The 24165-nt window shown below is 72.5% G+C and carries 17 protein-coding genes and 1 pseudogene; 11 read left to right on the top strand and 7 right to left on the bottom strand.

What is annotated here, in order from left to right; translation table 11 throughout:
* Positions 1 to 22: 22 nt before the first annotated feature.
* From WME89_RS36795 to WME89_RS36780, 4 genes are all read right to left on the bottom strand, one after another.
* Positions 23 to 1555, bottom strand: coding sequence for a hypothetical protein (locus tag WME89_RS36795; RefSeq protein ID WP_438004288.1), 1533 nt, complete (start codon positions 1553 to 1555; stop codon positions 23 to 25).
* Between the two features lie 8 nt (positions 1556 to 1563).
* A complete protein-coding gene (locus tag WME89_RS36790) occupies positions 1564 to 4236 on the bottom strand; it encodes a TonB-dependent receptor domain-containing protein (protein ID WP_438004287.1) in 2673 nt (890 codons plus the stop codon).
* 257 nt (positions 4237 to 4493) lie between these two features.
* The gene (locus WME89_RS36785) at positions 4494 to 6182 is read right to left on the bottom strand and encodes a serine/threonine protein kinase (RefSeq protein ID WP_438004286.1); all 1689 of its coding nucleotides are present in this window, start codon (positions 6180 to 6182) and stop codon (positions 4494 to 4496) included.
* Between the two features lie 304 nt (positions 6183 to 6486).
* Positions 6487 to 7650, bottom strand: coding sequence for a hypothetical protein (locus tag WME89_RS36780; RefSeq protein WP_438004285.1), 1164 nt, complete (start codon positions 7648 to 7650; stop codon positions 6487 to 6489).
* A gap of 392 nt (positions 7651 to 8042) precedes the next feature.
* On the opposite strand from WME89_RS36780, the gene WME89_RS36775 reads away from it, so the two are divergent.
* From WME89_RS36775 to WME89_RS36765, 3 genes are read left to right on the top strand one after another with little or no spacing between them, the layout of a single operon-like run.
* Positions 8043 to 9728: a protein kinase domain-containing protein gene (locus tag WME89_RS36775; RefSeq protein ID WP_436622006.1), complete on the top strand. Its 1686-nt coding sequence runs from the start codon at positions 8043 to 8045 to the stop codon at positions 9726 to 9728.
* Between the two features lie 15 nt (positions 9729 to 9743).
* Positions 9744 to 10382 carry a hypothetical protein gene (locus WME89_RS36770; protein WP_438004284.1) on the top strand — a complete coding sequence of 213 codons (639 nt, stop codon included), beginning with the start codon at positions 9744 to 9746 and terminating at the stop codon, positions 10380 to 10382.
* 12 nt (positions 10383 to 10394) lie between these two features.
* Entirely contained in the window at positions 10395 to 12245 is a 1851-nt protein-coding gene (locus WME89_RS36765) for a hypothetical protein (RefSeq protein ID WP_438004283.1), read from the top strand.
* On the opposite strand, the gene WME89_RS36760 is transcribed toward WME89_RS36765, so the two are convergent.
* On the bottom strand, positions 12202 to 13317 hold the full coding sequence (locus WME89_RS36760; protein WP_438004282.1) for an FG-GAP repeat domain-containing protein: 1116 nt from the start codon (positions 13315 to 13317) through the stop codon (positions 12202 to 12204). The two genes, WME89_RS36765 and WME89_RS36760, sit on opposite strands and share 44 nt — an antisense overlap.
* 4 nt (positions 13318 to 13321) lie before the next feature.
* Here WME89_RS36760 and WME89_RS36755 point away from each other — a divergent pair, with 4 nt between their 5' ends.
* From WME89_RS36755 to rbfA, 8 genes and pseudogenes are all read left to right on the top strand, one after another.
* Positions 13322 to 14530, top strand: coding sequence for a phosphoglycerate dehydrogenase (locus tag WME89_RS36755; RefSeq protein ID WP_438004281.1), 1209 nt, complete (start codon positions 13322 to 13324; stop codon positions 14528 to 14530).
* Positions 14531 to 14866: 336 nt separating this feature from the next.
* A complete protein-coding gene (gene rimP, locus WME89_RS36750) occupies positions 14867 to 15451 on the top strand; it encodes a ribosome maturation factor RimP (RefSeq protein ID WP_438004280.1) in 585 nt (194 codons plus the stop codon).
* 30 nt (positions 15452 to 15481) lie between these two features.
* Positions 15482 to 17125: a transcription termination factor NusA gene (gene nusA, locus WME89_RS36745; RefSeq protein ID WP_437619311.1), complete on the top strand. Its 1644-nt coding sequence runs from the start codon at positions 15482 to 15484 to the stop codon at positions 17123 to 17125.
* Between the two features lie 35 nt (positions 17126 to 17160).
* On the top strand, positions 17161 to 18312 hold the full coding sequence (locus WME89_RS36740) for a YlxR family protein (protein WP_438004279.1): 1152 nt from the start codon (positions 17161 to 17163) through the stop codon (positions 18310 to 18312).
* Between the two features lie 15 nt (positions 18313 to 18327).
* Positions 18328 to 18471: pseudogene (locus WME89_RS36735) on the top strand (translation initiation factor IF-2 N-terminal domain-containing protein); the annotation flags it as partial.
* A 1071-nt stretch (positions 18472 to 19542) separates the two neighbouring features.
* Positions 19543 to 21531, top strand: coding sequence for a translation initiation factor IF-2 (infB, locus tag WME89_RS36730; RefSeq protein WP_438012016.1), 1989 nt, complete (start codon positions 19543 to 19545; stop codon positions 21529 to 21531).
* Positions 21532 to 21541: 10 nt separating this feature from the next.
* A complete protein-coding gene (locus WME89_RS36725; protein WP_437619307.1) occupies positions 21542 to 21937 on the top strand; it encodes a DUF503 domain-containing protein in 396 nt (131 codons plus the stop codon).
* Positions 21934 to 22308, top strand: coding sequence for a 30S ribosome-binding factor RbfA (gene rbfA / locus WME89_RS36720; RefSeq protein WP_438004278.1), 375 nt, complete (start codon positions 21934 to 21936; stop codon positions 22306 to 22308). Before WME89_RS36725 ends, rbfA begins: the two co-directional genes overlap by 4 nt.
* Before the next feature lie 40 nt (positions 22309 to 22348).
* On the opposite strand, the gene aat is transcribed toward rbfA, so the two are convergent.
* A complete protein-coding gene (gene aat, locus WME89_RS36715; protein ID WP_437619304.1) occupies positions 22349 to 23071 on the bottom strand; it encodes a leucyl/phenylalanyl-tRNA--protein transferase in 723 nt (240 codons plus the stop codon).
* Positions 23072 to 23139: 68 nt separating this feature from the next.
* Positions 23140 to 24141 (bottom strand): glycosyltransferase, encoded by a 1002-nt coding sequence (locus tag WME89_RS36710; RefSeq protein ID WP_438004277.1) that lies wholly within the window; start codon positions 24139 to 24141, stop codon positions 23140 to 23142.
* Positions 24142 to 24165 lie beyond the last annotated feature (24 nt).

The following is a 24165-nucleotide window of genomic DNA, read 5'->3' as shown; positions in this document are numbered from 1 at the left end:
TCGGACGAGCGCTGCGGCGCGCTCAGGGCGCGCAGAGCGCGGGGGTGGGGTGCTCGGCGCAGTACGCCGGATCGTCCGGGGGGCCGACGCGGAGCACGGCGTCTTGCGACGCGAGGCGCGGCCGCGCGCCGCAGATGTCGGCGGACGGCGCGGGCTCGGACGGCGCGCAGACGCCCGCCTCGTTCGGCACGGTCCACGCCTGGCCGGTGCCGTAGATGAGGTTGAGCGCGTAGCGCCCCTCGGGCAGGCAGCCGTAGACGATCTCGATCGCGCGCCCGAACTGCCGGGAGAGCGCCTCCTCGACGTCGGCCGCGCCCTCCTCGGCGATGATGGGGTTGCCCTCCCGGTCCTCGGCGTGGCTGATGACCAGGACGCCCCCCCGCGCCGGGTCGGTCGGGTGCATGCACAGCGCTGCGGGCCGGACGCCGACGAGGGCGCTCTCCTTCGGGTCGTTCAGGTCGTCCGAGCCGATCTGCCCGGCCGTGGTCAGGAGGTCCTCGTAGATCGTGAGCCCCTGGAGGATGACCGTGGGCGCGGCCTGGCTGACCAGCTTGCTGTCGCCCTCGAGCTTCGAGAACACCGAGAGCGGGAAGAGCGCCGGGATCAGGGGTGAGTCGGGGACGTGATCCTTCCCGTCGAGCTCTCCGTCGCCGTTCACGTCCTGCCGCGCGTACGTGAGGGTCGGCGCGGCGTCGCCGCCCACCGGCAGCGAGAGCGGGGGCGCCGCCGCCCTCGAGGCCTCCTTGCCGGGCACCCCGGCCGCGAGCCGCAGGCGCAGGAGCGACGCCTCGGTCTCCGCGGGGGCGGCAGGGCTGAACACGTCGAGCTGGAAGTCGGAGGCCATGACCACCTCGCCGGCGGTCTGCGTGACGCCCGACGGCGGCGCGAGCACCTCGGCGACGTGGAAGATCGGCCGCTCCAGCGGGAGCGGGAGGCCGAGGGTGACCGCGATGCCGCTGATGCGCGCGCCCGTCTCCGGGATGGGGGCGGCCAGCGTGACCTCGCGGTACCGCGGGGCCGCGCCGCCGAGCACCTCGGCCGCGTTCTCGATCGCGCCGCCGGCCACGTCGCCCTGGCTCGGGAGGTTGGCGATGCTGAAGGTGGGGTCGAAATCGCCATCGTGGTCGTAAAACCCGCGGATCTGGTAGGTGCCGGCGGGCAGCGGCGACATCCTCCAGGTGGCGCTCACGGTCACCGGCGGCGCGTCCGGGGCGGGGCAGCGGAGCGCGCCGTCCGGCGCCGGATCGAGCGCCGCGCCCAGGCCGCCGAACAGCTCGTCGCCGGTGATCACGTCGATGCTCGCGGCCGAGGCGCCGAGCCCCTCCGGCGGCGGCAGGAGGCGCGTGTCGAAGCCGAGCACGATCGCGGCCCCGACGACGTGGCCGTCCTTCGTGCAGGGCCGGGGGCCGGAGTACGTCACCGTGCCGTCGAGCACCCCGGCGGGGCCGCTCTGTTCCGGCAGCGGGATGAACACGTCCACCTCCTCGCAGCCCGGTGAGGCAGCGAGGAGTGCGCCGAGCAGGAGGAGGCCGATGCGGAGGCTGGGTCCGAGCATGGGGGTCCCTAGAGTGAGTACCGGAAGAAGCCCATGAAGCGCCGCCCGATCCGGTTGCCGAACGGGTGCATCTGCAGCGGCTGATCGCCGAGGCCGTCGAGCGCGTTGAAGACGGTGGCGGAGATCTCGGCGCGGTTGTCCAGGAAGCGGTAGCCGAGGCGCGCGTTGAGCAGCGTGTACGCGGGCAGCGGGTAGATGCTCGTCGCGATGACCGTCCCCGCCGGGACCTGCTCGGCCCACGCCTGCGACGACTGGTAGTGGAGCGTGACCTCGCCGTCGACGCCGACCGGAGAGCGGACCTGGACCCCGGCGTTCACCTTGTGCCGGCTGGTGCGCCGGTCCTCGAGGGCGTCGCACCCGTCCGGGCGCTGCTGCTCCGACAGGTTGAGCGCGTAGTTGGCGAACAGATCGAGCCCCTCGACCGGGTAGACGCGGCCGCCGAGCTCGCCGCCGACGACATGGTAGATGTCGCACTGGTTCTCGAAGCCGCCGAGGCCGGAGGTGTAGCGCCCCGTCTCCGGGTTCAGGCCCCCGACGCCCTGCGCGCGCTGCGAGAGGGTCGTGCGCTCCGGCTCGGCGAGCGCGATGAGGTCGCTCACGCGGTTGTAGTACGCGGTGACCTCGAACTCGAAGTAGTCGCTCTGCTGGTTCAGGTAGCTCGCCTCGGCGGTGATGATCTGCTCGGGATCGATGATGAAGTCGGACCTCACCGGCGGCCTCGTGGTCGAGAGCAGCTCGAGGCCGGGCAGCGCGAGCTGGATCGGCAGATCCACGTAGGCCTCGAGCGACGTGGGCGAGCGGAACGCGGTCGAGCCGGAGAGGCGGATCGCCTGGCGAGCGGTCGGCTTGACGATGACGGAGCCGCGCGGCGACGGGATCAGCCGCTCCAGGTACGGCACGTAGTCGAGCCTCCCCGAGGCGACGATCGTGACGCGCTCCCCGAGCTTCATCGAGTCCTGGAGGAAGACCGAGCCGTGGTGCTCGATCGGCATGTCGTCGTCGAGGTAGCTCCACTCGGTCGCCTTGAGCCGGTAGCCGAGGCCGATGTGGAAGTCGTGCACGACGGGCGCGGGCGCGCGCAGCGTCTTCACGAACTCGAGCTCGGCGTTCACGATGTGCTGCTGCGGCCGCCCCGCGTAGAGCGTGTGCCCGAGGTACGCGGCGTTGAGCAGCGAGTACCCGTCGAGGTTCGAGTAGTACGTCCGCGCGTTGACGTTCTCGCTGCGGTACGCGACCGCGACGTCGGCGTTCGTGACCTCCAGGTTGTAGTCGTTGAACGGGCCGATGCCGTAGATGTCGAGCTCGCTGCGCGAGTAGCCGGCGCCCACGTCGAGCGCGCGGCGCGGCCCGAGCCGCTGCGAGGCCCGGAGGTCGATCCGGACGTTCTGCGCGCCGATGTCCTGGCTCTGGACGCTCGTCTCGAGGTCGATGCGATCGCCCGCGACCTCGCGCGTCCACCGCGGGTAGCGGGTGTAGCCCGCGGACAGGCGGTAGGCGAAGTCGCCCTCGCGCGCGGAGGCCCACACCGAGCCGTAGCCCTGCTGGTGATCGCCGTAGCCCGCGCGGAAGCCGCTCTTCCCGGCGCCGGGCTCGATCGTGATGATGTTGACGATGCCGGTGAAGGCGTCGGCGCCGTAGAGCGCGGAGCCGGGGCCGCGCACCACCTCGATGCGCTCGATCTGGTCGACGTCGATCGAGAGCGCCTCCCAGAAGGTCGAGCCGAGCACGTCGTTCTTGACCGTGCGCCCGTTCACGAGGACGAGGAGCTTGTTCGCGAGGCGGCTGTTGAACCCGCGCATCGAGACGTTCTCGTCGCCGCCCGTGATCTGCATGACGTCCATGCCCGCGACCCGCCGGAGCAGCTCCGGGATACGGGTCATCCCGGAGAGCCGGATGTCCTGGCGGGTCACGATGGTCGTCGAGTTCGGCGAGTCGAGCGGGCTCTGGGCGCCGCGCGACGCGGTGATGACGGTCTCCTGGTAGACGTCCTCGGTGCGGGCGGCGCCGACGATCCCCGCGGCGTCGGCGGTCGCCTGGCCCGGCGCCGGCCTCGCGACCGCGGCCGGCGCGCCGGGGGCAGCCCGCGCGCCCGGCGCCGCGGGCTGCCCCGCGGTGGGCTGGGCGGGCGCGCCCCCAGGGGCGGGCTGCTGCGGCCCGGGCTGCTGCGGCGCGGGCGCGGGCGGCTGCGAAGGCTGCTGCGGCTCGGCGCTCGCCGCGGCGCGCTGCGCGGCGAGGCGCTGCTCGAGCTGCGCCACGATGCGCGTCACCTGCTCGCGGTCCGGAGGGTCGCTCGCGATGTACTCGCGGTAGGCGGCGAGCGCCTGCTCGATGTTGCCGGCCTCCGCGTGCGCGCGCGCGATGTTGAAGACGACGTTCGGGTGCGGGAGGATCTCGTTCGCCGTCTGGAGCTGCCGGATACCCTCGTCGAACTGCTTCTGCGCGATGAGCTCCATGCCCGCCCGGAAGTGGATGCGCGCCTCGGTGCGGGCGTCGGCGAGCGCGCCGCTCGCGGCGGTCACCGAGCCGAGGAGGATGGCGCAGGCGGAGAGCCTCCGCTCGAGCGCCGCCCGCGCCGTCTTGCGGCGCGGCGCCGCCGCGCGCGCGGCGCGGGCGTCGTTCGTCGGGGGGAGCGCCGTACCGGCGTCGCGGCGGCCTTGCGAGCAGGAATCGGAAGACGACATGGGTTCGCCCTGTCCTCAAGCGGGCCGGGATAGCGATCGTTCCCCGGCGACAAAGGCCGGGGCGCGACCGCGATCCCGGCAGGAGCTCGGGAGCATCCATGGAGCTGCTCCCCACATCACATCGAACACGTCCTCGGCGAGGGGAGCGCCCGCTACGCCCCTCGCGCGAGCGAGGCCACTGCGGCGATGTCACGAGGCTGCAAACGCGAGAGCGCCGCGGACTCTAACAGAGTGGCCGGCGCGCGTCCGCGCGCTCGTCAGTACGGGTTGCTCTTGTACGGCGCGCTCTTCTGGACGTTCGCCCTGGGCTTGCTCGGGGGCCACGGCGCCGGGGTCGCGGCCGGGTCGAGCTTCGCCCGGACCCTCTCTTCCGCGCCGGCGACGCGCACGGTCGCGGGCTTGTAGCCCGTCTTCTCGAAGACGAGCTCGTGCTCCGACGCGAGCGCGGCCGCCGTCCCTCGCCAGATGATCTCGCACGGCGTCTCGGCGCAGAGCTCCTTGGCGCCTTCCCTGACGGCCGCCCCGGGCGGCGTGCTCTCGACCTGCAGCGCGCGCGTCGCGGGCGTGGGCGGCGTCGTCTCCGCGGGCGGCGTGCTCCCCGGGCCGGGCTCGCGCGCGAGCGCGCTCGTCTGCGAGGCCGGCGCGCGCGACGTCACGACGGCGGCGACGCCGAGCCCGGCCGCGAGCACCGCGGCGATCGCCCACGGGACGACCTTCCGACCCGGGCTCGCGCTGGGCTGGGCCGCGGAGAGCCCCTCCACGGCGGGCGCGGGGCGGGGGCCCATCGAGTCCGTGATCGAGGGCGCGACGAAGGTGGGCGACGCCGGCGCCTTGAGCGCGGTCTCCGTGGCGAGCGGGCCTGTGTGCGTGGGGGTGGAGCTCGTGGGAGGCGCCGAGCTCGGCGTGGACAGGCCCGGGAAGTCGCCCGTCGTCGAGTACGAGGGCATGGTCGGGTAGGAGGGCACCGACGGGCGGTGGCTCGTCGCGCCGGACCGCGTGGGCAGCGTCTCGCCCGTGTCGCGCGTGGAGATGCCGCCGGCGGTGAACTTGAGCGCGCCGACGAGCTCGTTCATCGAGGAGAAGCGCTGCGCCGGGTCCTTCTCGAGGCAGCGATACACGATCCCCTCCATCGTCTGCGAGATGGAGAGGTCCGGGTTGCGCGTCTGCATGGGCGGGACCGGATCGTGGACGTGCGACATGAGCGTCCCGACGCTGGCGCCCTTGTCGAAGGGGACATGGCCCGTCAGCATCTCGTACATCATCACGCCGAGCGCGTAGATATCGGTGCGCGCGGAGACGTCGCCGTTGGTGATCTGCTCGGGCGCCATGTACTTCGGCGAGCCCATGAACAGGCCCTGTTGCGTGAGGTTCTCGCCGCTCTCGGTGTCCTTGACGAGCCCGAAGTCGAGCACCTTCACGTGGTCGTGCTCGTCCTCGTGGTCGACGAGCAGCACGTTGCCCGGCTTGAGATCGCGGTGCACGACGCCGAGCCCGTGCGCCTCGCGGAGCGACCGGCAGATCTGGCGGGCGATGTGCGCGGCGCGGGCCTCGGAGAACGGCCCTTCCTCGCGGAGCACGCGGTGGAGGGTCTTCCCCTCGATGTACTCCATCGCGATGTAGTAGATATCGTCGTCGCTGTGGCCGTAGTCGAAGACGGTGACCGTGTTCGGGTGCGTGAGCTTCGCCGCGGTCGACGCTTCGAGGAAGAAGCGCCTGTGGAACTCGGGGTCGTGGTCGCCGTCGTACTTGGGGCTCAGCACCTTGAGCGCGCAGATGCGGCCGAGCGGCGCCTGCTCGGCCCGGTACACCTTCCCCATGCCCCCGCGCGCGATGACGCTGACGACCTTGAAGCGGCCGTTGATGACACGCCCTAGCAGCGGGTCCGGCGCGGCAGCCTTCGAGGGCCTCGAGCTGCCGGTAACGTCTCCCTGTCGGCCATCAGGCATGTCGTGCCTCTCCTCGGGCAGCGTGAGGAGGTGAAGATTGGACACACAGCAGCCGCCTCGAAAGCAGTGTGACTGAGGCGACTCTGGGGTGTCAATCTGCAGTGCCACGATACACGCAGGAAATGCGCGAAGCGCGGTGCGCTGCCGTCCGGACGGCCGGTGAGCGCGGCGCGGCGGCTGCGGGGCGCCAAGCGCCGGCGGCCGGGGACGCACGTGGTTGTCGGGTGACCAACGTGGGTGATCAGGCAGATCGGTGGGCCGGGGTGACACGCAGGTCGGTGAGCGGCGCCGGAGCGCGCGGGGCTCAGCGGCGGGCGGCGACCGCGAAAAGGAACCCGCCGTCCGGCAGGGGGCCGCCGATCCAGAGGCGGCTCGCCTCGTCGGTGAGGAGCGAGAGCGACGTGCCTGCCTTCGCGAGCTCGACGAGCGGCGCCGGGGAGCCGTCGGCGCGCACGCGACCGCCGTCATCGCTGAAGGCGACGGCGATCGGCGCGAGGGCCTCGTAGGTCGCCGGGTCGGTGGGTTGAAAGACGACGAGGCCCGGCGCGCCCTGCGCGGGCGCGAGGGCGGCGAGGCTCATGCCGCCGCCGGGCAGCGTGAAGAGCACGTCGCCGTCCGTCGGACCGGCGCCGCGCGCGATCGCGCCGGCCGCGAAGCCGCGCGCCTCCTGCTGCCCGTCCGCGGACGCGAGCACGGCGAAGACGTCGCCGCGCTGATCCGCGGCGATCGCGCCGGAGTTGTCGCCCCACGTCGCGACGGCGGCGGGCGCCGCGCAGCTCGCGTCGCCCTCGGGCACGAGCCGGGCGTCCTGCCCCGCGGAGCCGCAGCGGTCGGCTGCATAGAGGCCGCTCGGGCCCGCGGCGGGATCGCCGAGCGGCGAGAGCCCGGTGTAGAGCAAGCGCCCCTCGACGGCGGCGGCCGAGAAGAAGCCGTTCACCTCGTAGCGCTCCGCCACCGCGACGTCCTCGACCAGGAGCAGCTCCCCGAGCGTGTCCGGGAACGCGCTGGTCCACGAGATCGCCGTCCAGTCGAAGAAGGGCAGATCCAGCGCCTGCCCGCCGAAGAAGGCGCCGGCGGGGATGCCGGCGTCGACCTTCGTCCGCGCCGCGGTGAGCGCCCCGCTGGCCCCGACCGGCGGCGTCAGCCGCACGATCTCCACCGCGCCCTCGGCGTCGCTCCGCGCGAACATCGGCCCGCCGTGGCGCCCCCACGTCACCGACGAGAAGCCGATCTCTTCGTCCGTCGTGTAGACGCCGACGGCGCACCACGCGGGATCGACCAGCGAGAAGAGCGCCTCGTGCGATCGCGCGTCCAGGCACCCGTCGCCGTTCGCTCCGCCGTCGCCGCCCGACGCCGCCCCGGCGCCTCCGTCGTCGCCGCAGCCCGCCGCGAGCGTCGTCGCCGCCGCGCAGAGCGCCGCCGCGGCGACGCTCGCTCGTCTCTCCTGGATCCAGCCGTCCCAGCGCATCGTTGCCTCCGAGGGGCCGCGGCGCTGCGGTCCGGTGATCGCGCCCGTCCCGGGCTCAGGGCCCGCGGAGGGGCCACGCCGGGTTTCACGGCTTCACCGGCTCGCTGGCCCGGCGCGCCTCGCGGCGCCAGCGCCGGCGCGCGCGCCGGCAGTCCCGCCGGGCTGGCGGACTCGCGTAAACAAATCAGCGGCCATCGTCAAGAGATCCCGGCAGCCAGGACGTCCGGAGGAGCGATCTCGGCCCAAATCAGCGGCGCGGCCGGGTTCTTTCGCTCTGTCCTGCCCGTCCCCCAGAACGACCGTTGCGCTCCACGTTCAGATGGACGACGCTGTGCGCCGCAGCCGGTGTCGGGCACGCTCCGGTTCGCGCTCCTTTTGATCCACCGCGGGCCGTGACCAAGACACCCCCTCCTCCCATTACTGCCGGAACGGTCATCAACGATCGTTACGACATCCGTCAGAGCCTCGGTAAAGGCGGCATGGGCGAGGTCTTTCTGGCCTTCGATCGCTCCACGCAGCAGACCGTGGCGCTCAAGGTGGTCCGCGAAGAGTCGCGCATGCCGGGCGACGACGAGGCGCTCCGTCAGGAGCTCCTCCTCGCGCGCTCGGTCGGCCACCCGAACGTGTGCCGCGTGCACGACCTAGCGCCGAGCCCGTGGGGCCCCATCCTCGTGATGGAGCAGATCCCCGGGCAGACGCTCCACACGCACATCCGCAAGCGCAAGGCCCAGGGCGGCTACACGGCGGACGAGTTCCGCAAGATCGCGAGCGAGGTCTGCAACGGCCTCGCGGCGATCCACGCGCAGGGCCTCGTCCACGGGGACCTGAAGCCCGGCAACGTGATGGTCTCCGAGGGGCGCGCGGTGATCCTCGACTTCGGCTTCGCGCAGGAGCGCGCGCGCGCCTCGGCGCGGCGCCCGGGCGCGCCGCCCGACGGCGGGACGCCGAACTACATGTCTCCCGAGCGGCTCCGCAACGGCGGCGCCAGCCCCGAGGACGACGTGTACGCGATGGCCTTGACGCTCTGGGAGATGTGGACCTGCCGCGTCCCCGAGCCCGGCTACAAGCCGCGGCTCAAGACGATGAAGCAGCAGATCATGTTCGACGTCCCGGCGGGCCTGTCGATCGACGAGGTGCGGCAGATCTTCCGCGGCCTCAACGAGGACCCGGGGATGCGGCCGCAGGCGCGGCACATGCGCTTCTTCAACCCGTCGCAGCTCACGACGAGCCCGATCCAGCTGCCGCGCGAGCGCCTCGACCCCGGCCCGCCGCCCGGCGGCGCGCTCAAGCTGAACTTCACCCCCGGGGCGCAGTCGCTGCTCGTGACGTACGCGACGAACGCGCCGGAGATCGTCGGCTCGCTGCTCCCGCTGCACGACACGAAGCTCGCGCTCGGCCGGCGCAGCGATCAGAGCCTGTGCGTGCCCGAGGCGACCGTCTCGGGGGCGCACGCGATCCTGAAGTGGCAGACGGGCTCGTGGCTCATCGAGGATCAGGGCAGCACGAACGGCACGTACGCGGACTTCAACTACGAGCGCAAGTCGCAGGTCTCGCTGCTGCACGGCGGCGAGGTGCAGGTCGGCGAGTGCCGCATGAAGCTCGTGACCTTCGGCCCGGACTCGCCGCAGCACCGGCGCGCGAAGCAGTACCTCGCGAAGCGCGACGGCCTCACCGGCCTGCTCGTGCGCGAGCACCTGATGAAGGCGATCGACGAGGACGGCCTGTTCGCCGACTGGGCCGAGGTGCCGATGCAGGTCGCGCGCTACGAGCTGCGCGGCCCGAACCGCCAGGTGAGCGAGCGCCCGACCATCCTCGAGATGCTCGCCCTGCGGAAGGCGGCGCAGCGGGTGATCGACCTGACCGAGATGCTCCTGCTCAGCCTCACGCCCGCGGTCGCGGGCCGGACGGGGCCGCTCAAGTTCGTCGTCTCGATCGTGGGCCCGAGCATCGACGAGGCCCGCCACGTGGTCGAGCAGGTGGTCGCGCAGGTCCAGGGCATGCTCCCGGAGACGCTCGAGCTCGGCGCGACGCTGGTGAAGGGCGAGCCCGGACGCCCGGCGCGGACGCTCATCGATTGACCTTGAACGCGCCCGATGAACAGCCGGCCTCCGTTCCCTTCCAGCCCGCCGTCTCAGCCCTCGCCTTACCGCTACCTCGGTCGCGGCGGCAGCGAGCGCCCCGTGCGGCTCCAGATCATCATCGCGCTCGTCGCCGGGCTCATCCTCGTCGCGGTGCCGCTCTACCTCTGGCGCCGCCCGAGGCCTGAGTCGATCCCGTCCGCGGACGCCGCGATGGCCGACGCCGGCGCTTACGCCTGGGACGCGGGGGCGCTCTCGGACGCCGGCGCCGCGCTGCCGGAGGGCGTCACGCTCTCGCCGTTCACCACGATCCGCTGCGAGAACCCCGGCCCGGGCAGCACGCCGCCCGATCGCTGCGATCACGTCACCTTCTTCGAGGACGCCCTCTCGCGCGCGATCCGCGACAACGTCCAGTGCGCGCCGACGGGCAAGACGAGCGTCACGGTGAGCTTCGTCCTGGAGATGGACTTCCGGCGCAAGCGGACGAACCTCTACGTCGGCAAGTCGACGACGGTGAGCCGCGCGAAGACGAAGGAGCTGCTCCGCTGCGTGAAGCGGGCGATGCCGACGCCCGACTGGGGGACGGTCCCGCACCAGTACGTGAAGTACAAGGTCAACGTCATGGCGACGTACCCTGCCAGCGATTCCTTCTGAGGCGAGCGGAGCTTGCATCGCGCATCGATGGGGCTGGGGCGCTGCGCGCTCGCGCTCTCCGGAGCGCTCCTCGCGAGCGCGGCGCAAGCGCAGCAGCGCGCGCCCGTTGCGCCCGTTGCGCCCGTTGCGCCCGCTGCCCCCGCTGCGCGCGAGGGCTACTCTAGCTACGAGAGCGCCACGATCGAGCGTGCCCTCGCGCGCCTCCGCGCGACCCTCGATCCTGCCCCGGAGGGCAAGACCGTCGAGGGGGTCGACGTGGTCCCGTTCGAGGTGATCGAGGACCGCGATCCGGCGCCGGCCTTCCTCAACTGGTTCCACGTGCTCTCGCGGCGGTACGTCATCCGGCGCGAGGTGCTGCTCGCGGTCGGGCACCCTTACGAGCAGGCGCTCGCCGACGAGTCGGCGCGCATCCTGCGCGATCTCAGCCAGCTGTCGCTCGTCCTCGTCTTCGCCGTGCGGGGCAGCGCTCCGGATCGGGTGCGGGTCGTCGTCGCCACCAAGGACGTCTGGAGCCTGCGCCTCAACACGAACTACCGCTTCGCTGGCGGGCAGCTCGAGTACCTGTTCCTGCAGCCCAGCGAGCAGAACCTGTTCGGCATCCACCACGCCATCGCGGCGCAGCTCGCGCTCGATCCCGGCGCGCTCTCGCTCGGCGTCGCCTACGCGATGCCGCGCATCGGGGGCAGCCACGTGCGGCTGCGGACAGAGCTGAACGCGATCGTCGAGCGCAAGACCGGCGCGCTCGAGGGCTCCAGCGGGACGTTCGTGTACGGGCAGCCGCTCTACGCGACGGAGGCGAAGTGGGCCTGGGGCGCCGAGATCACCTGGCGCGACGAGGTGACCCGGCGCTTCATCGGCACGAAGCTCGCCACCTTCGACGCGGCGGCGACGCCGGGGAACGACCGCATCCCGTACCGCTACCGGAGCGATCTCCTGGTGGGCGCCTACACGGTCACGCGCAGCTTCGGCGGCCGCGGCGCGCGCGACGGCGGCGCGAGGTCCTCGGGCGTGAAGCACGACATCTCGGTGGGGATCGAGGCGAGCCGCAAGGTCTATCGCCTGGACGAGCCCGCGGGCGTCGCCCCCGCCGCGATCGCCGAGTTCAAGCAGAGCGAGATGCCGGTGAGCGACACCCGCGTCGCGCCGACGTTCAAGTACTCCACGTACTCGACCCGCTTCTCGCGCGTGCTCGACTTCAACACGCTCGCGCTGCAGGAGGACTACCGGCTGGGGCACGAGCTCTCGATCGCGATCTACCCGGTCACGACCGCGCTCAACTCCACCCGGAGCTTCCTCGGCGTCTCGGCCGCGGCGGCGTACACCGTCGCGCTCGGCGACGGCCTCGCGCGCGCGGTGGTCGAGACCATCACCGAGCTCGATCGGTCCCAGATCTTCGACGCGTCGATCGAGGCGCGCGCGCGCGTGCACACGCCGAGCTTCGGCCTCGGGCGGCTCGTCTTCGACGTGCGGTTGTTCGACCGCTACAGGAACTACCTGAACCGGCGCTCGCAGCTCGGCGGCGAGACGCGCCTCCGCGGGTACCCGACGGCGGCGTTCATCGGCGAGGACGTGCTGTCCGCGAACCTGGAGCTCCGGACGCGCCCGCTGGAGATCTGGTCGTGCCAGATCGCGGGCGCGGCCTTCCTCGACGCCGGCGACGCCTTCGACGGCTACGACGAGCTGCGCCTCAAGCAGTCGGCCGGCTTCGGCCTCCGGGCCCTCTTCCCGCAGCTCAACCGCGTCGTCATGCGCGCCGACTGGGGCTTCCCGCTCACGCGCGGCTACCGGGAGCCCGACTCCCTCCCGGGCGACATCGTCGTCACCTTCGGTCAGGCGTTTCCGATGCTGCCCGCGGACGAGTAGGCGCGCCGCCCGCGCTGCGCGGCTCCTCGCCGCCCGCGCTGCGCGGCTCCTCGCCGCCCGCGCTGCGCGGCTCCTCCCTGGCCGGCGCGCCGGCCGGGTCGACCGCGGCCACGCTCGCCACGAGCGCGCGGTGGGCCGAGAACGCCGGCTGGAGGGCGGGCGGCACCGGCTCCCTGTCGAGCGCCGCGAGCGTCTCCTTCGCCGGCCTGCCCGCGAGCAGCGCGTGCCATGCCTGCTCGAGCGCGCGCCGCAGGCGCGCGGCGTCGTCCTGCGGCGGCTCCTGTCGCTTGACCTGCCCGGCGCCGTCTCCGCCCGGGCGCGTTAGTTCCACGCCGCGCGCCGCGTGGAACGCGCGGGCAGCGCTGCCCCGGTGCGTGTAGCGATCGCCCTCGAAGCCCGCGACGTCGAGGAGCTCGGGCGCGATGGGATCTCCCTCCCTCCTCCGCGTCCTCCCGGCGAGCTCCAGCGTTCCATCCTGGTCCACGTCGAGCGCGAACCGCGGCCCCATCGCGAGCTCGACCGCGTACCGGGCCGCGCCGAACGGGTGCACGGCCCATACCTCCAGCTCGCCAGCCTCGTTCCTGAGCACGACGTCCGGGGCGCCGTCGCCGTTGAGGTCGGTCCCGGAGCGGAACACCCCGAGCTGCTCCGTTGCGTCCGGCTCCTCGCCCGGCAGGAGCGACGGCACGAGTTGGGTAGCCTGGCTCCGGTCCACGCGCCCGCTGTCGAGCGGCCCCACCGCCATGACCACGCCCCGCGGCGTCGCCACCCGGACCGCCGAGGTACGGCGCCCGAGCGCGTCGGTGCCCGCGTAGCCGCGCAGCACCACCTCGCCCTGGCCGCGCGGCAGCGCGCCGCGGAGCTCGAGCTGGAGCTCGAGCCCGAGCTCGTCGGCCTCGACGTCGATGGCGCGCAGCTGCGCGTCGAGGTCCGGGGGCGCGATGTACGCGGCGAGGGGCGGCCTGCGCGCGGCGCCCCAGGGAGAAACCTGATGATCGCTGGTGCAGGAGCTGGTGCAGGAGAGGAGCAGAACGCCCATCGTCAGCGTGAGCTTTTCTGTTACCGTTCCCATCCGCATGCGCCTGCTAGTCGCCGACAAGATGGATCTCTCGGCTCTGGAAGAGCTCAGGGTACTCGGGATCCAGATCGAGTCCCGGCCGGAGCTCACCAAGGACACGCTCTCGGCGGCCCTGGACGGAATCGGCATTCTTGTCGTTCGCTCCACGGAGGTCACGGCGAAGGCGATCGAAGCTGGACGGCAGCTCAACCTCATCGTGCGGGCCGGGGTCGGCGTGGGCACGATCGACGTCGCCGCGGCGAGCGCGCGCGGCATCTACGTGGCGAACTGTCCCGGCAAGAACGCGACCGCGGTGGCAGAGCTCACGCTGGGGTTGATCCTGGCGCTCGACCGCCGCCTTGTGGACGCGACGTCGGAGCTCCGGGCCGGCCGCTGGGAGAAGGCGAAGTACTCGGTGGCCCGCGGCCTGTTCGGCCGCCGGATCGGGATCGCGGGGCTCGGCGCGATCGGCCGCGAGGTGCTGCTGCGCGCGCGCGCGTTCGGCCTCGAGCCGCACGCCTGGTCGCGCTCGCTGACGCCGGGCCGCGCCGGCAAGCTGGACGTCAGCTACGCCCGGACGCTGGAGGACCTGGCCGCCCGCTCGGACATCTTCACCATTCACCTGACGGCGACGCCGCACACGCGCGGCGTCGTCAGCCGGAGCGTCCTCGAGGCGCTCCCTGACGGCGCCATCGTCGTGAACGCCGCGCGCCCCGAGGTGATGGACTACGCCGCGCTCGAAGAGCTCATCCCGCGCAAGGGGCTGCGGGTCGGCCTCGACGTCTTTGCCAACGAGCCCGACAGGAGCTCGGCGCCCTTCGAGTCGCACCTCCTCGAGCGCGGGCTCGTCTACGGGACGCCGCACATCGGCGCGCAGACGGAGCAGGCCCAGCGCGCCGTCGCCCACGAGACGGCCCGGATCATCCGCTCCTTCATGACGGAGGCGGAGATCCCCAACGTGGTCAACATCTGCGCGACCTCGCCCGCTCGCTACGCGGTCGTCGTCCGGATGCTGGACAAGGTCGGCGTCCTGGCCAACACCCTGAGCGTCATGAAACGGCACGGGATCAACATCGAGGAGATCTCAAACACCGTCTTCGAGGGGGCGACCGCCACCTGCACGAAGATGCGGGTCACCGGCCGACCGAGCGAAGCTTGCCTGAAGGAAATCGCGGCGTTCGAGGAGGTCCTGCACGTGGATATCGTCGCGCTGCCCAATCTGGCGTAACTGGCGTGAGGCAGCGCAGCATCCAGCGCGGCGCGGCGCGGCACGGTCCAGCGCGGCGCGCGTGAACGCTGGGACGAACCGGCGGGGAGATCCCCGGCCATGCAGGGGCGGTTTGCCCGTATCCCCCCTTGCATGAAGGCCCGCATTCGACTAGGTTGTCCGCCGACAACTAGGCGGATCCGCTGAGCCGGATTCCCAGTTCGGGAATCGGCTCTTTTTTTTTGGCGCAGGGGCGCCGGGCACCGTCGCCCGGGGCTTGTGGCGCTGAGAGGTGCCGGATCCGCCAAGGGTGACGTCTCTCACATGTCGCAACCGATGGAGACCCCGACCAGACCCGTGTTCGATCTTGGGCGCGTCCGCGACGCGCTGGCGCCCGTGCTCGCCTCGCACGGGATCACGCTCGTCGATCTGGAGTGGATCACGGAGCGGGCGGGCTGGACGCTGCGGCTCACGATCGAGCGCGAGGGGACGGCGGACGCGGGCGGCGGCGTCACGCTGGAGGACTGCGCGGACGTGTCGCGCGACGTCTCATCGGTCCTCGACGTCGAGGATCTCATACCCAATCATTACAACCTCGAGGTCAGCTCTCCAGGCCTCGACCGGCGGCTCCGCACGATGGCCGAGTTCGCCAGGTTCCTCGGCCGGACGGCCAAGGTGAAGCTGTCGCGCCCCGCGCCGGACGGCCAGAGGCTGCTCCGGGGCGAGCTCCTGGAGGCCTCGGAGGGGCAGGTCGCGGTCCTGGTCGACGGCAAGCGGATCGAGGTCCCGTTTTCGGATGTCATGGAGGCGCGCCTCGTCTTCGAGCTCACGTCGCAGCCCAAGCCCAAGAAAGGGCAGCGGCCGGGCAAGGAGGCCGCTAAGGAGTCGGCTCCGCGGTCGGCCTCGAAGCGGAGCGAGCGCGGCTCCGAGAAGCGCAAGTAGAGAGAAGAAAGATCAGGAGACAGGGACGTCATGGCAACGATGGCAGCGATGCCGACCTCGGAGACGAGCCTCGGCAGCATCCTCGATCAGGTCGCGAAGGAGAAAGGGATCGACAAGAAGATCCTTGTCGAGACGATCGAGGCCGCGATCTTGAAGGCCGCGCAGAGCGTCTTCGGCCCCACCCGCGAGCTCGAGGCGCGCTTCAACGAGGACAGCGGTCAGATCGACCTCTTCCAGTACATGACCGTGGTCGAGGCCGTGACGGAGCCGGAGCGCGAGATTTCCATCACTGACGTGGACAAGCTCAAGCTGGACGCGACCCTGGGCGAGGAGCTCGGCTTTCAGGTCTTCTGGCGCCCCGAGGACGCCGAGAAGGCGCGCGATCAGGACAAGGAGTACGGCGACATCCTGAAGCTCAAGCACGGCCGCACGACCTTCGGGCGCATCGCCGCGCAGACGGCGAAGCAGGTCTTGCTCCAGCGCGTGCGCGACGCCGAGCGCGATCTCATCTTCAACGAGTACAAGGACCGCAAGGGTGAGCTCATCCGCGGGATCGTGCGGCGGTTCGAGAAGGGCAACAACATCATCGTCGACATCGGCCGTACCGAGGGCGTGCTCACGTTCCGCGAGCAGACGCCGCGCGAGACGTACCGGCCCGGGGACCGCATCGTCGCGTACGTGAAGGACATCGATCGCGAGGCGCGCGGCCCGCAGGTCATCCTCTCCCGCTCCGACCCCCGCCTCGTCGAGAAGCTCTTCGAGGCCGAGGTCCCGGAGATCTACGAGGGCATCGTGCGGATCGTGTCGGTCGCCCGCGAGCCGGGCGCCCGCTCGAAGATCGCCGTGACCAGCCGCGACGCGGACGTCGATCCGGTCGGCGCGTGCGTCGGCATGAAGGGCTCGCGCGTGCAGGCGGTGGTCCAGGAGCTGCGCGGCGAGAAGATCGACATCGTGCCGTTCGACCGGGACCCGGCGCGCTACGTCATCGCCGCGATCCAGCCGGCCGAGGTGCACAAGGTGATCGTCGACGAGGCGGACGGGCGCATGGAGCTCGTGGTCCCCGACGAGAAGCTCTCGCTCGCGATCGGGCGCAAGGGTCAGAACGTGCGGCTCGCCGCGCAGCTGACGAACTGGAAGCTCGACATCATCAGCGAGACGAAGTTCAAGCAGATGGAGGAGGAGGCGATCTCCGCCCTCCAGCAGATGGACGTCGTGACGGAGCAGATCGCGAAGTCCATGTACCGGCTCGGCTTCCGCGCGCTGGAAGAGGTGAGCGAGGCGTCCGTCGAGGAGCTCGCCGCCATCCCGGGCCTCGGCGGCGCCGAGGCCGCCGAGCGGATCAAGGCGCAGGCGGACACCACGATGGAGCGGCTCCGGCAGGAGCGCATCCGCTCCGCGAGCTCGCGCACCGAGCCGCTCACCGACCGCGAGCGGCTGATGTTCATCCGCGGCGTGGGCGACCGGACGGTGGTGCTGCTGGAGGAGGCCGGGTACCGCAGCGTGGAGGACCTGCTGCGCGAGGACGAGGATCGGCTGGCGATCCGCACCGGCCTCGGCATCAAGAAGGCGCGCGCGATCAAGCAAGGCGCGCGGGAGTTCGTGGAGAGCGAGCAGAAGGTGCTCGATGCGGCGCGGGCGGATATCCGCCGTGCCGCGGAGGCCAGGCACGCGTAGGCTGGAGGTCGAGAGGATCGAGGATGGAATCAGCGGTGAGCAGACAGAGCGACGCAGGTGAGCGCGAGCCCTTCGAGAAGGGGCGCGTGCGCACGTGCGTCGGCTGCGGGGAGCGCGTCGGCGTCGATGACGTCCGCGGCGCCCGTCCGCTCGTCCGGCTCATCCTCGGTCCCGGCGGCGTGCTCGCGGTCGATCCGGGCGACGGCGGGTTCGGGCGGGGCGCGCATGTGCACCCGCAGCAGGACTGCCTGGCGGCTGCGGTCGCCCGGGGCCTCGCCCGCGCCGCGAAGGGGCGTGTTCACGCGATCGTGGCGGGCGCAGCCGAGCGCGCGGAGGGCGCCGGCGATCAGGCTGCGCCGGGCGTGGAGCCGCTCACGACCGTCTCGCTGGCGCGGGCCATCCGGGAAGCGACGGAGCGCCGGCTCCAGGGGCTCGTCCGCTCCGCCGTCCGCTCGCAGCGCTCGGCGCTCGGCGCCGACGCGGTCGCGGCGGCGTGCGCGCGGGGCGAGGCCGAGCTCGTGCTGGTCGCGAGCGACGCGGCGGCGGGCGCGGACCTGCCGGAGGTACGGCGGGCGATCGCGGACGGGCGCGCCGTCGCATGGGGCAGCAAGCAGGCGCTGGGCGCGCTCGCGGGCGGCCCGCGTGAGCGCGGCATGGCCGTGATGGCCATCTCCTCGGCGTCGATGGCGGCCGCCGTCGCGAACGCAGTTCACGTCGTGGACACGTGCGCCCGCGTCGAGCGGGGCGAAGATTCAGCGGAGGGCAGGCGCCGCAGCGCTGGTCGGCGGGGGCGACCGGCGCGCAACGCGGCCGCCCGACAGAACCAGGGTGACGAGGGCGGGAGCCCCGAGCCGCGGAAGGATGCGCCTGGCCATGCTGGCCCGGGGCCTCGCCGCGCAACGGGCAAGGCGGGGGTGCAATCCGAGCACCCCAGGTCTGCCCCTCGTCGGGCGTTCGAGGATGTCAGGACACAACCTGGCAGCCCGGAGGGCGCGCCTGCCAGCGGCGACGAGCGGCTGGTGTCAGAGTGCGGGGCCGGTCGGCTTCTTGCTACTGCGCCGGGGACCGGGGAAGGCGGCGCGGTCGGGGGCAGGGGGGCGGTGTCCGGATCTACTGGACGCGCCTCGACGGTGGACAGAGTGGCCGCAAATCGTCGCCCGCGCGGATGGGTGAGGCGGATTGGTTAACGTGGAGCGAGGTGCATGAGCAAAGTCCGGGTCTACGAGGTCGCCAAGCAGCTGAACATGGACCAGAAGACGCTGGTCGCGCTCTTCCAGTCCATGGGTATTGGCGACGTGCGCAATCACATGAGCGCCGTCGAATCCGACGTCGTCGAGCGGGTTAAGCGGCACCTCGAGCGGCAGAAGTCGCCTGAGGTGGTGGAGGAGCGGATCCGCCCGACAGTCGTCAAGCGCCGCGCGCGGCCCGGGGCTGAGCCCGAGCCGGAGGCGCCCGTGCGCGCTGCTCCGGAGCCGGCGCCTTCCCGGCCCGCGGCTGCGCCCCCCTCTACCTCTCCGCCGCTCGAGCGCGCTGCTCAGGAAGAAGCGCAGGTCCGCCGCCCCGCTCCGCCGCCGCCCACCGCTCCCGTCGCAGCTCCCGCGGCGCCGGTCTCCGAGCCGGTGGTCGCCGCCACGGGTCCGCGCGAGCCCGCGCCCGCGCCGACCCCCGCCTCCAGCGGGCCCGCTTCGGCTGCGCCGCTCGCCGCGGAGGCGCCGGCTGTGCCGCCCGCTGCTGCGGCAGCGCCGTCCGCTGCGGCAGCGCCGCCTGCTGCTGCAGCGCCGCCTGCTGCTGCAGCGCCGCCTGCTGCTGCAGCGCCGCCGGCTGCTGCTGCAGCGCCGCCTGCTGCTGCAGCGCCGCCGGCTGCGCCGCCCGCTGCGGCTGCACCGCCCGTCGCGGCCGCCGCTCCCGCAGCGCCCGCGCCTGTCGCTGAGCCTGCATCCGCGGAGGCGAGGGCGACCTCGCCCGAGCCGAAGCCTGCGGCTCCCGCTGCCGCGGCGCCGCCCGTGACCACCGCCGCGCCTGCGCCCGCCGCGCCTGCGCCTGTGGCCCCGGTGCCCGCCCCGGCGCAGGCTGCTGCGCCTGCGACACCCGCGCCCGCCGCGCCTGTGCCCGCGCCCGTCGCGGCCCAGCCTCCGGCGCAGACGCCGGCGCGCGCGACACCGGCGCCGGCCCGTCCGCAGCCGGCTGCATCCGCTCCGGCGCAGGGCTCATCCCGGCCGGCGCCCGGTGCATCGCCGCAGCGGCCTGGTGGGCCGACGGGCGCGTCCCGCCCGCCGTCCCGTCCGACGTCGCCGCCTGCGTCCGCTCCTGCGCCCAGGCCGGACGATGCGGCCGGCGCCGCGGGTCAGGCGCCGCGCCGCCCGTCCTCGCCGCCGAAGACCGGCATCGAGGTCTGGCAGGGTCGTCCCGGCGTCACGATGCCCGCTCCCCGCACCGGCCCGCCGCCGGCGCGGCGCACGACCTACGATCCGCGCGCCAACGCCCAGCAGGCGCGCCCCGGCGGTCCCAGCTTCGGTCCGGGCGGTCGGCCCATGACCGGCGGCCGGAACACGCGGCCGGGGATGTTCGGGCGGCCGCGCCCGGGAGGCGGCTCTCTCCCGCGCAAGCCGGTCCAGGTCTCCACGCAGGAGATGGCCTCGCACAAGAAGGTCATCAAGATCGAGGAGCAGGTCACCCTCCAGCAGCTCGCCGCGAAGATGAGCCTGAAGGCGACCGACGTGCTCATGCGGCTCCTGTCGATGGGCATGACGGGCGTGAACATCAACAGCACGCTCGACGCCGAAACCGCGAAGATCCTCGCGAGCGAGTTCGGCTGGAGCGTCGAGGACGTGGCCGTCAGCGAGCAGGACACGCTGACCGCGGCGATGCAGGCCGGGACCGACACCGATGAGGAGGTCGAGATCCGTCCGCCCATCGTCACCGTCATGGGCCACGTCGACCACGGCAAGACGTCGCTGCTCGACCGGATCAGGAAGGCCGCCGTCGCCGAGGGCGAGGCGGGCGGGATCACCCAGCACATCGGCGCTTACCGCGTCGAGACGCCGCGCGGCACGATCGCCTTCCTCGACACGCCGGGCCACGAGGCGTTCACGGCGATGCGCGCCCGCGGCGCCTCGCTGACCGACATCGTGATCCTGGTGGTCGCGGCCGACGACGGCGTGATGCCTCAGACCAAGGAGGCGATCTCGCACGCCCAGGCCGCGAAGGTGCCGATCATCGTCGCGGTGAACAAGATCGACAAGCCCGGCGCCGACGAGGACAAGATCAAGCGCGACCTCGCCGCGCTCGGGCTCCAGCCCGAGGAGTGGGGCGGCGAGACGATGTTCGCCAGCGTGTCGGCGAAGATGGGGACGGGCATCGACCAGCTCCTCGAGTCGGTCCTGCTCCTCGCCGAGGTCCAGGACCTCCGCGCCAACCCGAAGAAGCGCGCCAGCGGCACCGTCATCGAGGCCCTGCTCGATCGTGGCCGCGGTCCTGTCGCGCGCGTCATGGTCCAGGACGGCACGCTCCGCACGGGCGACATCCTCCTGGCCGGCGCCGCGTGGGGCAAGGTCCGGGCGATGACCGACGAGCTCGGGCGCTCCGTCGCCGAGGCCGGCCCCGCGACGCCCGTCGAGGTCCTCGGCCTCGCCGAGGTGCCGAGCGCGGGCGATCCCGTCCACGCCGTCAAGGACGGGAAGACCGCAGAGGAGATCGCCGAGACCCGCCGGAAGAAGGCGTCGAAGACGCTGATCCCGCAGGACTCGCGCGTCTCGCTCGAGTCGATCACGAAGAACCTGCAGGAGGCCGATCAGCTCGAGCTCAAGCTGATCATCAAGGGCGACGTGCAGGGCTCGGTCGAGGCGATCACCCACGCGCTGGCGAAGCTCTCGACCGAGAAGGTGAAGGTCACGATCGTGAACGGCGCGGTCGGTGGCATCACCGAGGGCGACGTCAACCTGGCGGTCGCGTCGAAGGCGATCATCGTCGGCTTCAACGTCCGACCGGCCGGCAAGGCGGGCGCTCTGGCCGAGAACGAGGGCGTCGAGATCCGGCTCTACAACATCATCTACAACGCTGTGGATGACATCCGAAGCGCGATGGAGGGGCTCCTCCCCGCGACGAAGGTGGAGAAGGTCCTCGGCCGCGCCGAGGTCCGCCAGGTCTTCAAGATCACGAAGGCGGGCACGGTCGCCGGCTGCATGGCCATCAGCGGCTCGCTCAAGCGCACCGCCGAGGCGCGCCTCATCCGGGACAACGTCGTGATCTGGACGGGGCGCCTCTCCGGGCTGCGCCGCTTCAAGGACGACGTGAAAGAGGTGGTCGAGGGCTTCGAGTGCGGCATCTCGCTCGACGGCTACTCGGACATCAAGGAACGCGACCTCATCGAGAGCTTCGAGATCGAAGAGATCAAGACGAAGCTCTGAGCCTCCCCGGATGTTCGTCGGCGTCCTCCGCCTCCGCCTCGACATCGTCGGGGCCCGCTCCCTCAAGGACAAACGCAGCGTGGTGCGCTCCTTGAAGGAGCGGGCGCAGGCCCGGATGCGCGTGTCGATCGCCGAGGTCGGCGTGCTCGACGATCCGCGGCGGGCGACGCTCGGCGTCGCGGTGGTCTCGAACTCGGCGGCCATGTGCGACAGGGTCCTCGCGGACGTGGCCGCGATGGCCGGATCGCTGCCCCACGCCGTCCTCACCGACCGCGCGACCGAGATCGTGCCGTTCGGTGAGGGAGGGGCAGGGGTCCAGGGCGGCATCGAGCAAGCGCTCGATCGTGACGATGGAGATCTCGGAGCGGCCTCGGACATGCTCGAGGACGCAGAGGACGACGAATGAGTGGCACGGTGAAGCGGGCGACGCGGGTCGCCGAAAGGCTCCGCGAGGACCTGTCCAACCTGCTCCGGGGGATGCGCGATCCGCGCATCGGAGGCGTGCTCGTGTCGCGCGTGGAGATCACGGACGATCTGCAGAGCGCGAAGGTGCACGTGCGGCACGAGTTCGGGGCGGAGGACGAGGCGTCGCGCCGCGCCATGCTCAAGGGCCTGGAGGCCGCCTCGGGCCGGCTGCGCCGGGACGTGGCCCGCACGATGGGGCTGCGCGTCGTGCCGACGCTGCGCTTCTTCTACGACGAGGGGCCCGACGCCCAGCGGCGGATCGAGGAGCTGCTCCGGGAGATCAAGGACGACTCGAGCGGCGAGCGCTCCTAGCGCCGCGGGCCGACCAGCGCTGGCCGCGCCCGGGGTGCAATCACCGCAGGATCAGCCGCTCGATCGCCTGCGCGGGCTCGAGGTCGAAGCGCCACGGGCCCATCTTCGTCGGGGCGTCGAGCGCCGTCTTCAGCGCGCGCAGGAACTCGCGCCGGGGCCACTCCACGGCGCCGAAGCGATCCAGGTGGTCCGTGTACACCTGGCAGTCCACCAGCGCGAAGTCCCAGTCGACCAGGTTCCCGAGCAGCGTCGCGAACGCGACCTTCGACGCGTCGGGCGCGCGCGCGAACATCGACTCGCCGAAGAACATGCGCCCCAGCGACACGCCGTAGAGGCCTCCGACGAGCTCGCCGTTCGACCAGCTCTCGATGCTGTGCGCGACCCCGGCGGCGTGCAGCGCGGTGTACCCGGCGATGAGCTCCTCGGTGATCCACGTGCCGCGCTGCCCGGGCCGCGGCGCCTCCCCGCAGGCCCGCATGACGTCCGCGAACGCCGTGTCGGTCCGCACCTCGAGCTCGCCGCGACGCACCCGCTTGCGCAGCGAGTGCGGGATGTGCGCCTCGCGCGGCGGCAGGACGAAGCGCGGATCCGGCGAGAACCAGAGCAGCGGCAGCCCGTCGTGCGGCCACGGGAAGATGCCCCGGCGGTAGCCGGCCAGGAGCCGCTCCGGCGAGGCCTCGCCGCCCACGGCGACGATCCCCTCCGGGGTCGCGCGCTCAGGCGGGGGAAAGTCGAGCTTGCTCGTGAGCACCGGGACGCGCATCGCTTGGGATCGAATCCTCCCATCAGCGCGCGCGCTTGCAAATAGCCGCGCTATTTGCAAACGCGCGCTCAGGAGGCGCACACATAGTCGGAGCCCTCGACGAAGCCGCGCGCCGCGAGGTGCTCGCGGATGAGCGCGCGCGCTCCCCGCGCCCCCACGGCGACGACGAGCGTCTGCGCGCCCCGCTCGAGCCGCGACGGGTCGACGATCGGCGCGCCCTGCGCGGTCCGGCCGATCTTGCGCGGATCGATGTCCACGAACCGCTCCGGCAGGACGCCGTTCCGGGCGAGCGCCCTCGCCAGCCGCCGGCCAGTCTTGCCCGCGCCCCACACAGCCACCGGGCGCGCCGGGCCCAGCTTCCGCGCGAGGTAGTGGGCCTTCGCCTCCAGGAAGCGCGCGATCGCGTAGCGCGGATCCGCGAACGTGGCGCGCCCCTCGCGGTGCCGCCACCGCAGGCCGAGCGCCGGGAGCTTCGCCATCCGTACGCCCGCGGCGTCGAGGCGCAGCCACAGGTCGTAGTCCTCGGCCCACGGGGCCTCGCGGAAGCCGCCGACCTGCTCCAGCGCGCTCCGCCGCAGCATCACCGACGGATGGCACAGCGGGGACTCCACGAACATCTCCCGCGCGTGATCCTCGGGCGTGAGGATCGAGTTCAGCCAGTCCACGTAGCGCAGCATGCCCTCGCCGACCGGCCCGGCCGCGAACGCCTCGACGCGCGCGCCGACGACGCCGAGCCGCGGATCCCTCAGGAGCGCCTCGGCCTGCCGCGCGAGGCGGCCGCCGACCGAGATGTCGTCGCCGTCCATGCGCGCGAGGAGCTCGCCTCGCGCCGCCTCGGCCGCCAGGGACAGCGCCCGGGCGATCCCCACGCCGCCCGCCGCGACCGGAACGACGCGGCGGTCGCGCTGCGCGATGCGCGCGACAGTGGACGGGCCGGCGTCGGTCGAGCCGTCGTCCACGGCGATCACCTCGAGGTCGACGTCGCGCTCGGCGAGCACGCTCTCCAGCGCCTCCTCGATCGTCGCCTCCGCCTGCCGGTACGGGAGCAAGACGGAGACGAGCGGCGCCACGCCGGGACCATGGTGGCGCGCCGG

It is taken from the genome of Sorangium sp. So ce321, from assembly GCF_051530195.1.
GTDB lineage: Bacteria > Myxococcota_A > Polyangia > Polyangiales > Polyangiaceae > Sorangium.
This window is presented reverse-complemented; position numbering and strand designations above follow the sequence as displayed.

What these genes read in the sequence shown, in the direction of transcription:
- WME89_RS36795 (WP_438004288.1), bottom strand. Translation starts at nt 1,555, where the DNA reads ATGCTCGGACCCAGCCTCCGCATCGGCCTCCTCCTGCTCGGCGCACTC.
- WME89_RS36790 (WP_438004287.1), bottom strand. Translation starts at nt 4,236, where the DNA reads ATGTCGTCTTCCGATTCCTGCTCGCAAGGCCGCCGCGACGCCGGTACG.
- WME89_RS36785 (WP_438004286.1), bottom strand. Translation starts at nt 6,182, where the DNA reads ATGCCTGATGGCCGACAGGGAGACGTTACCGGCAGCTCGAGGCCCTCG.
- WME89_RS36780 (WP_438004285.1), bottom strand. Translation starts at nt 7,650, where the DNA reads ATGCGCTGGGACGGCTGGATCCAGGAGAGACGAGCGAGCGTCGCCGCG.
- WME89_RS36770 (WP_438004284.1), top strand. Translation starts at nt 9,744, where the DNA reads ATGAACAGCCGGCCTCCGTTCCCTTCCAGCCCGCCGTCTCAGCCCTCG.
- WME89_RS36760 (WP_438004282.1), bottom strand. Translation starts at nt 13,317, where the DNA reads ATGGGAACGGTAACAGAAAAGCTCACGCTGACGATGGGCGTTCTGCTC.
- WME89_RS36755 (WP_438004281.1), top strand. Translation starts at nt 13,322, where the DNA reads ATGCGCCTGCTAGTCGCCGACAAGATGGATCTCTCGGCTCTGGAAGAG.
- nusA (WP_437619311.1), top strand. Translation starts at nt 15,482, where the DNA reads ATGGCAACGATGGCAGCGATGCCGACCTCGGAGACGAGCCTCGGCAGC.
- infB (WP_438012016.1), top strand. Translation starts at nt 19,543, where the DNA reads ATGCCCGCTCCCCGCACCGGCCCGCCGCCGGCGCGGCGCACGACCTAC.
- WME89_RS36725 (WP_437619307.1), top strand. Translation starts at nt 21,542, where the DNA reads ATGTTCGTCGGCGTCCTCCGCCTCCGCCTCGACATCGTCGGGGCCCGC.
- rbfA (WP_438004278.1), top strand. Translation starts at nt 21,934, where the DNA reads ATGAGTGGCACGGTGAAGCGGGCGACGCGGGTCGCCGAAAGGCTCCGC.
- aat (WP_437619304.1), bottom strand. Translation starts at nt 23,071, where the DNA reads ATGCGCGTCCCGGTGCTCACGAGCAAGCTCGACTTTCCCCCGCCTGAG.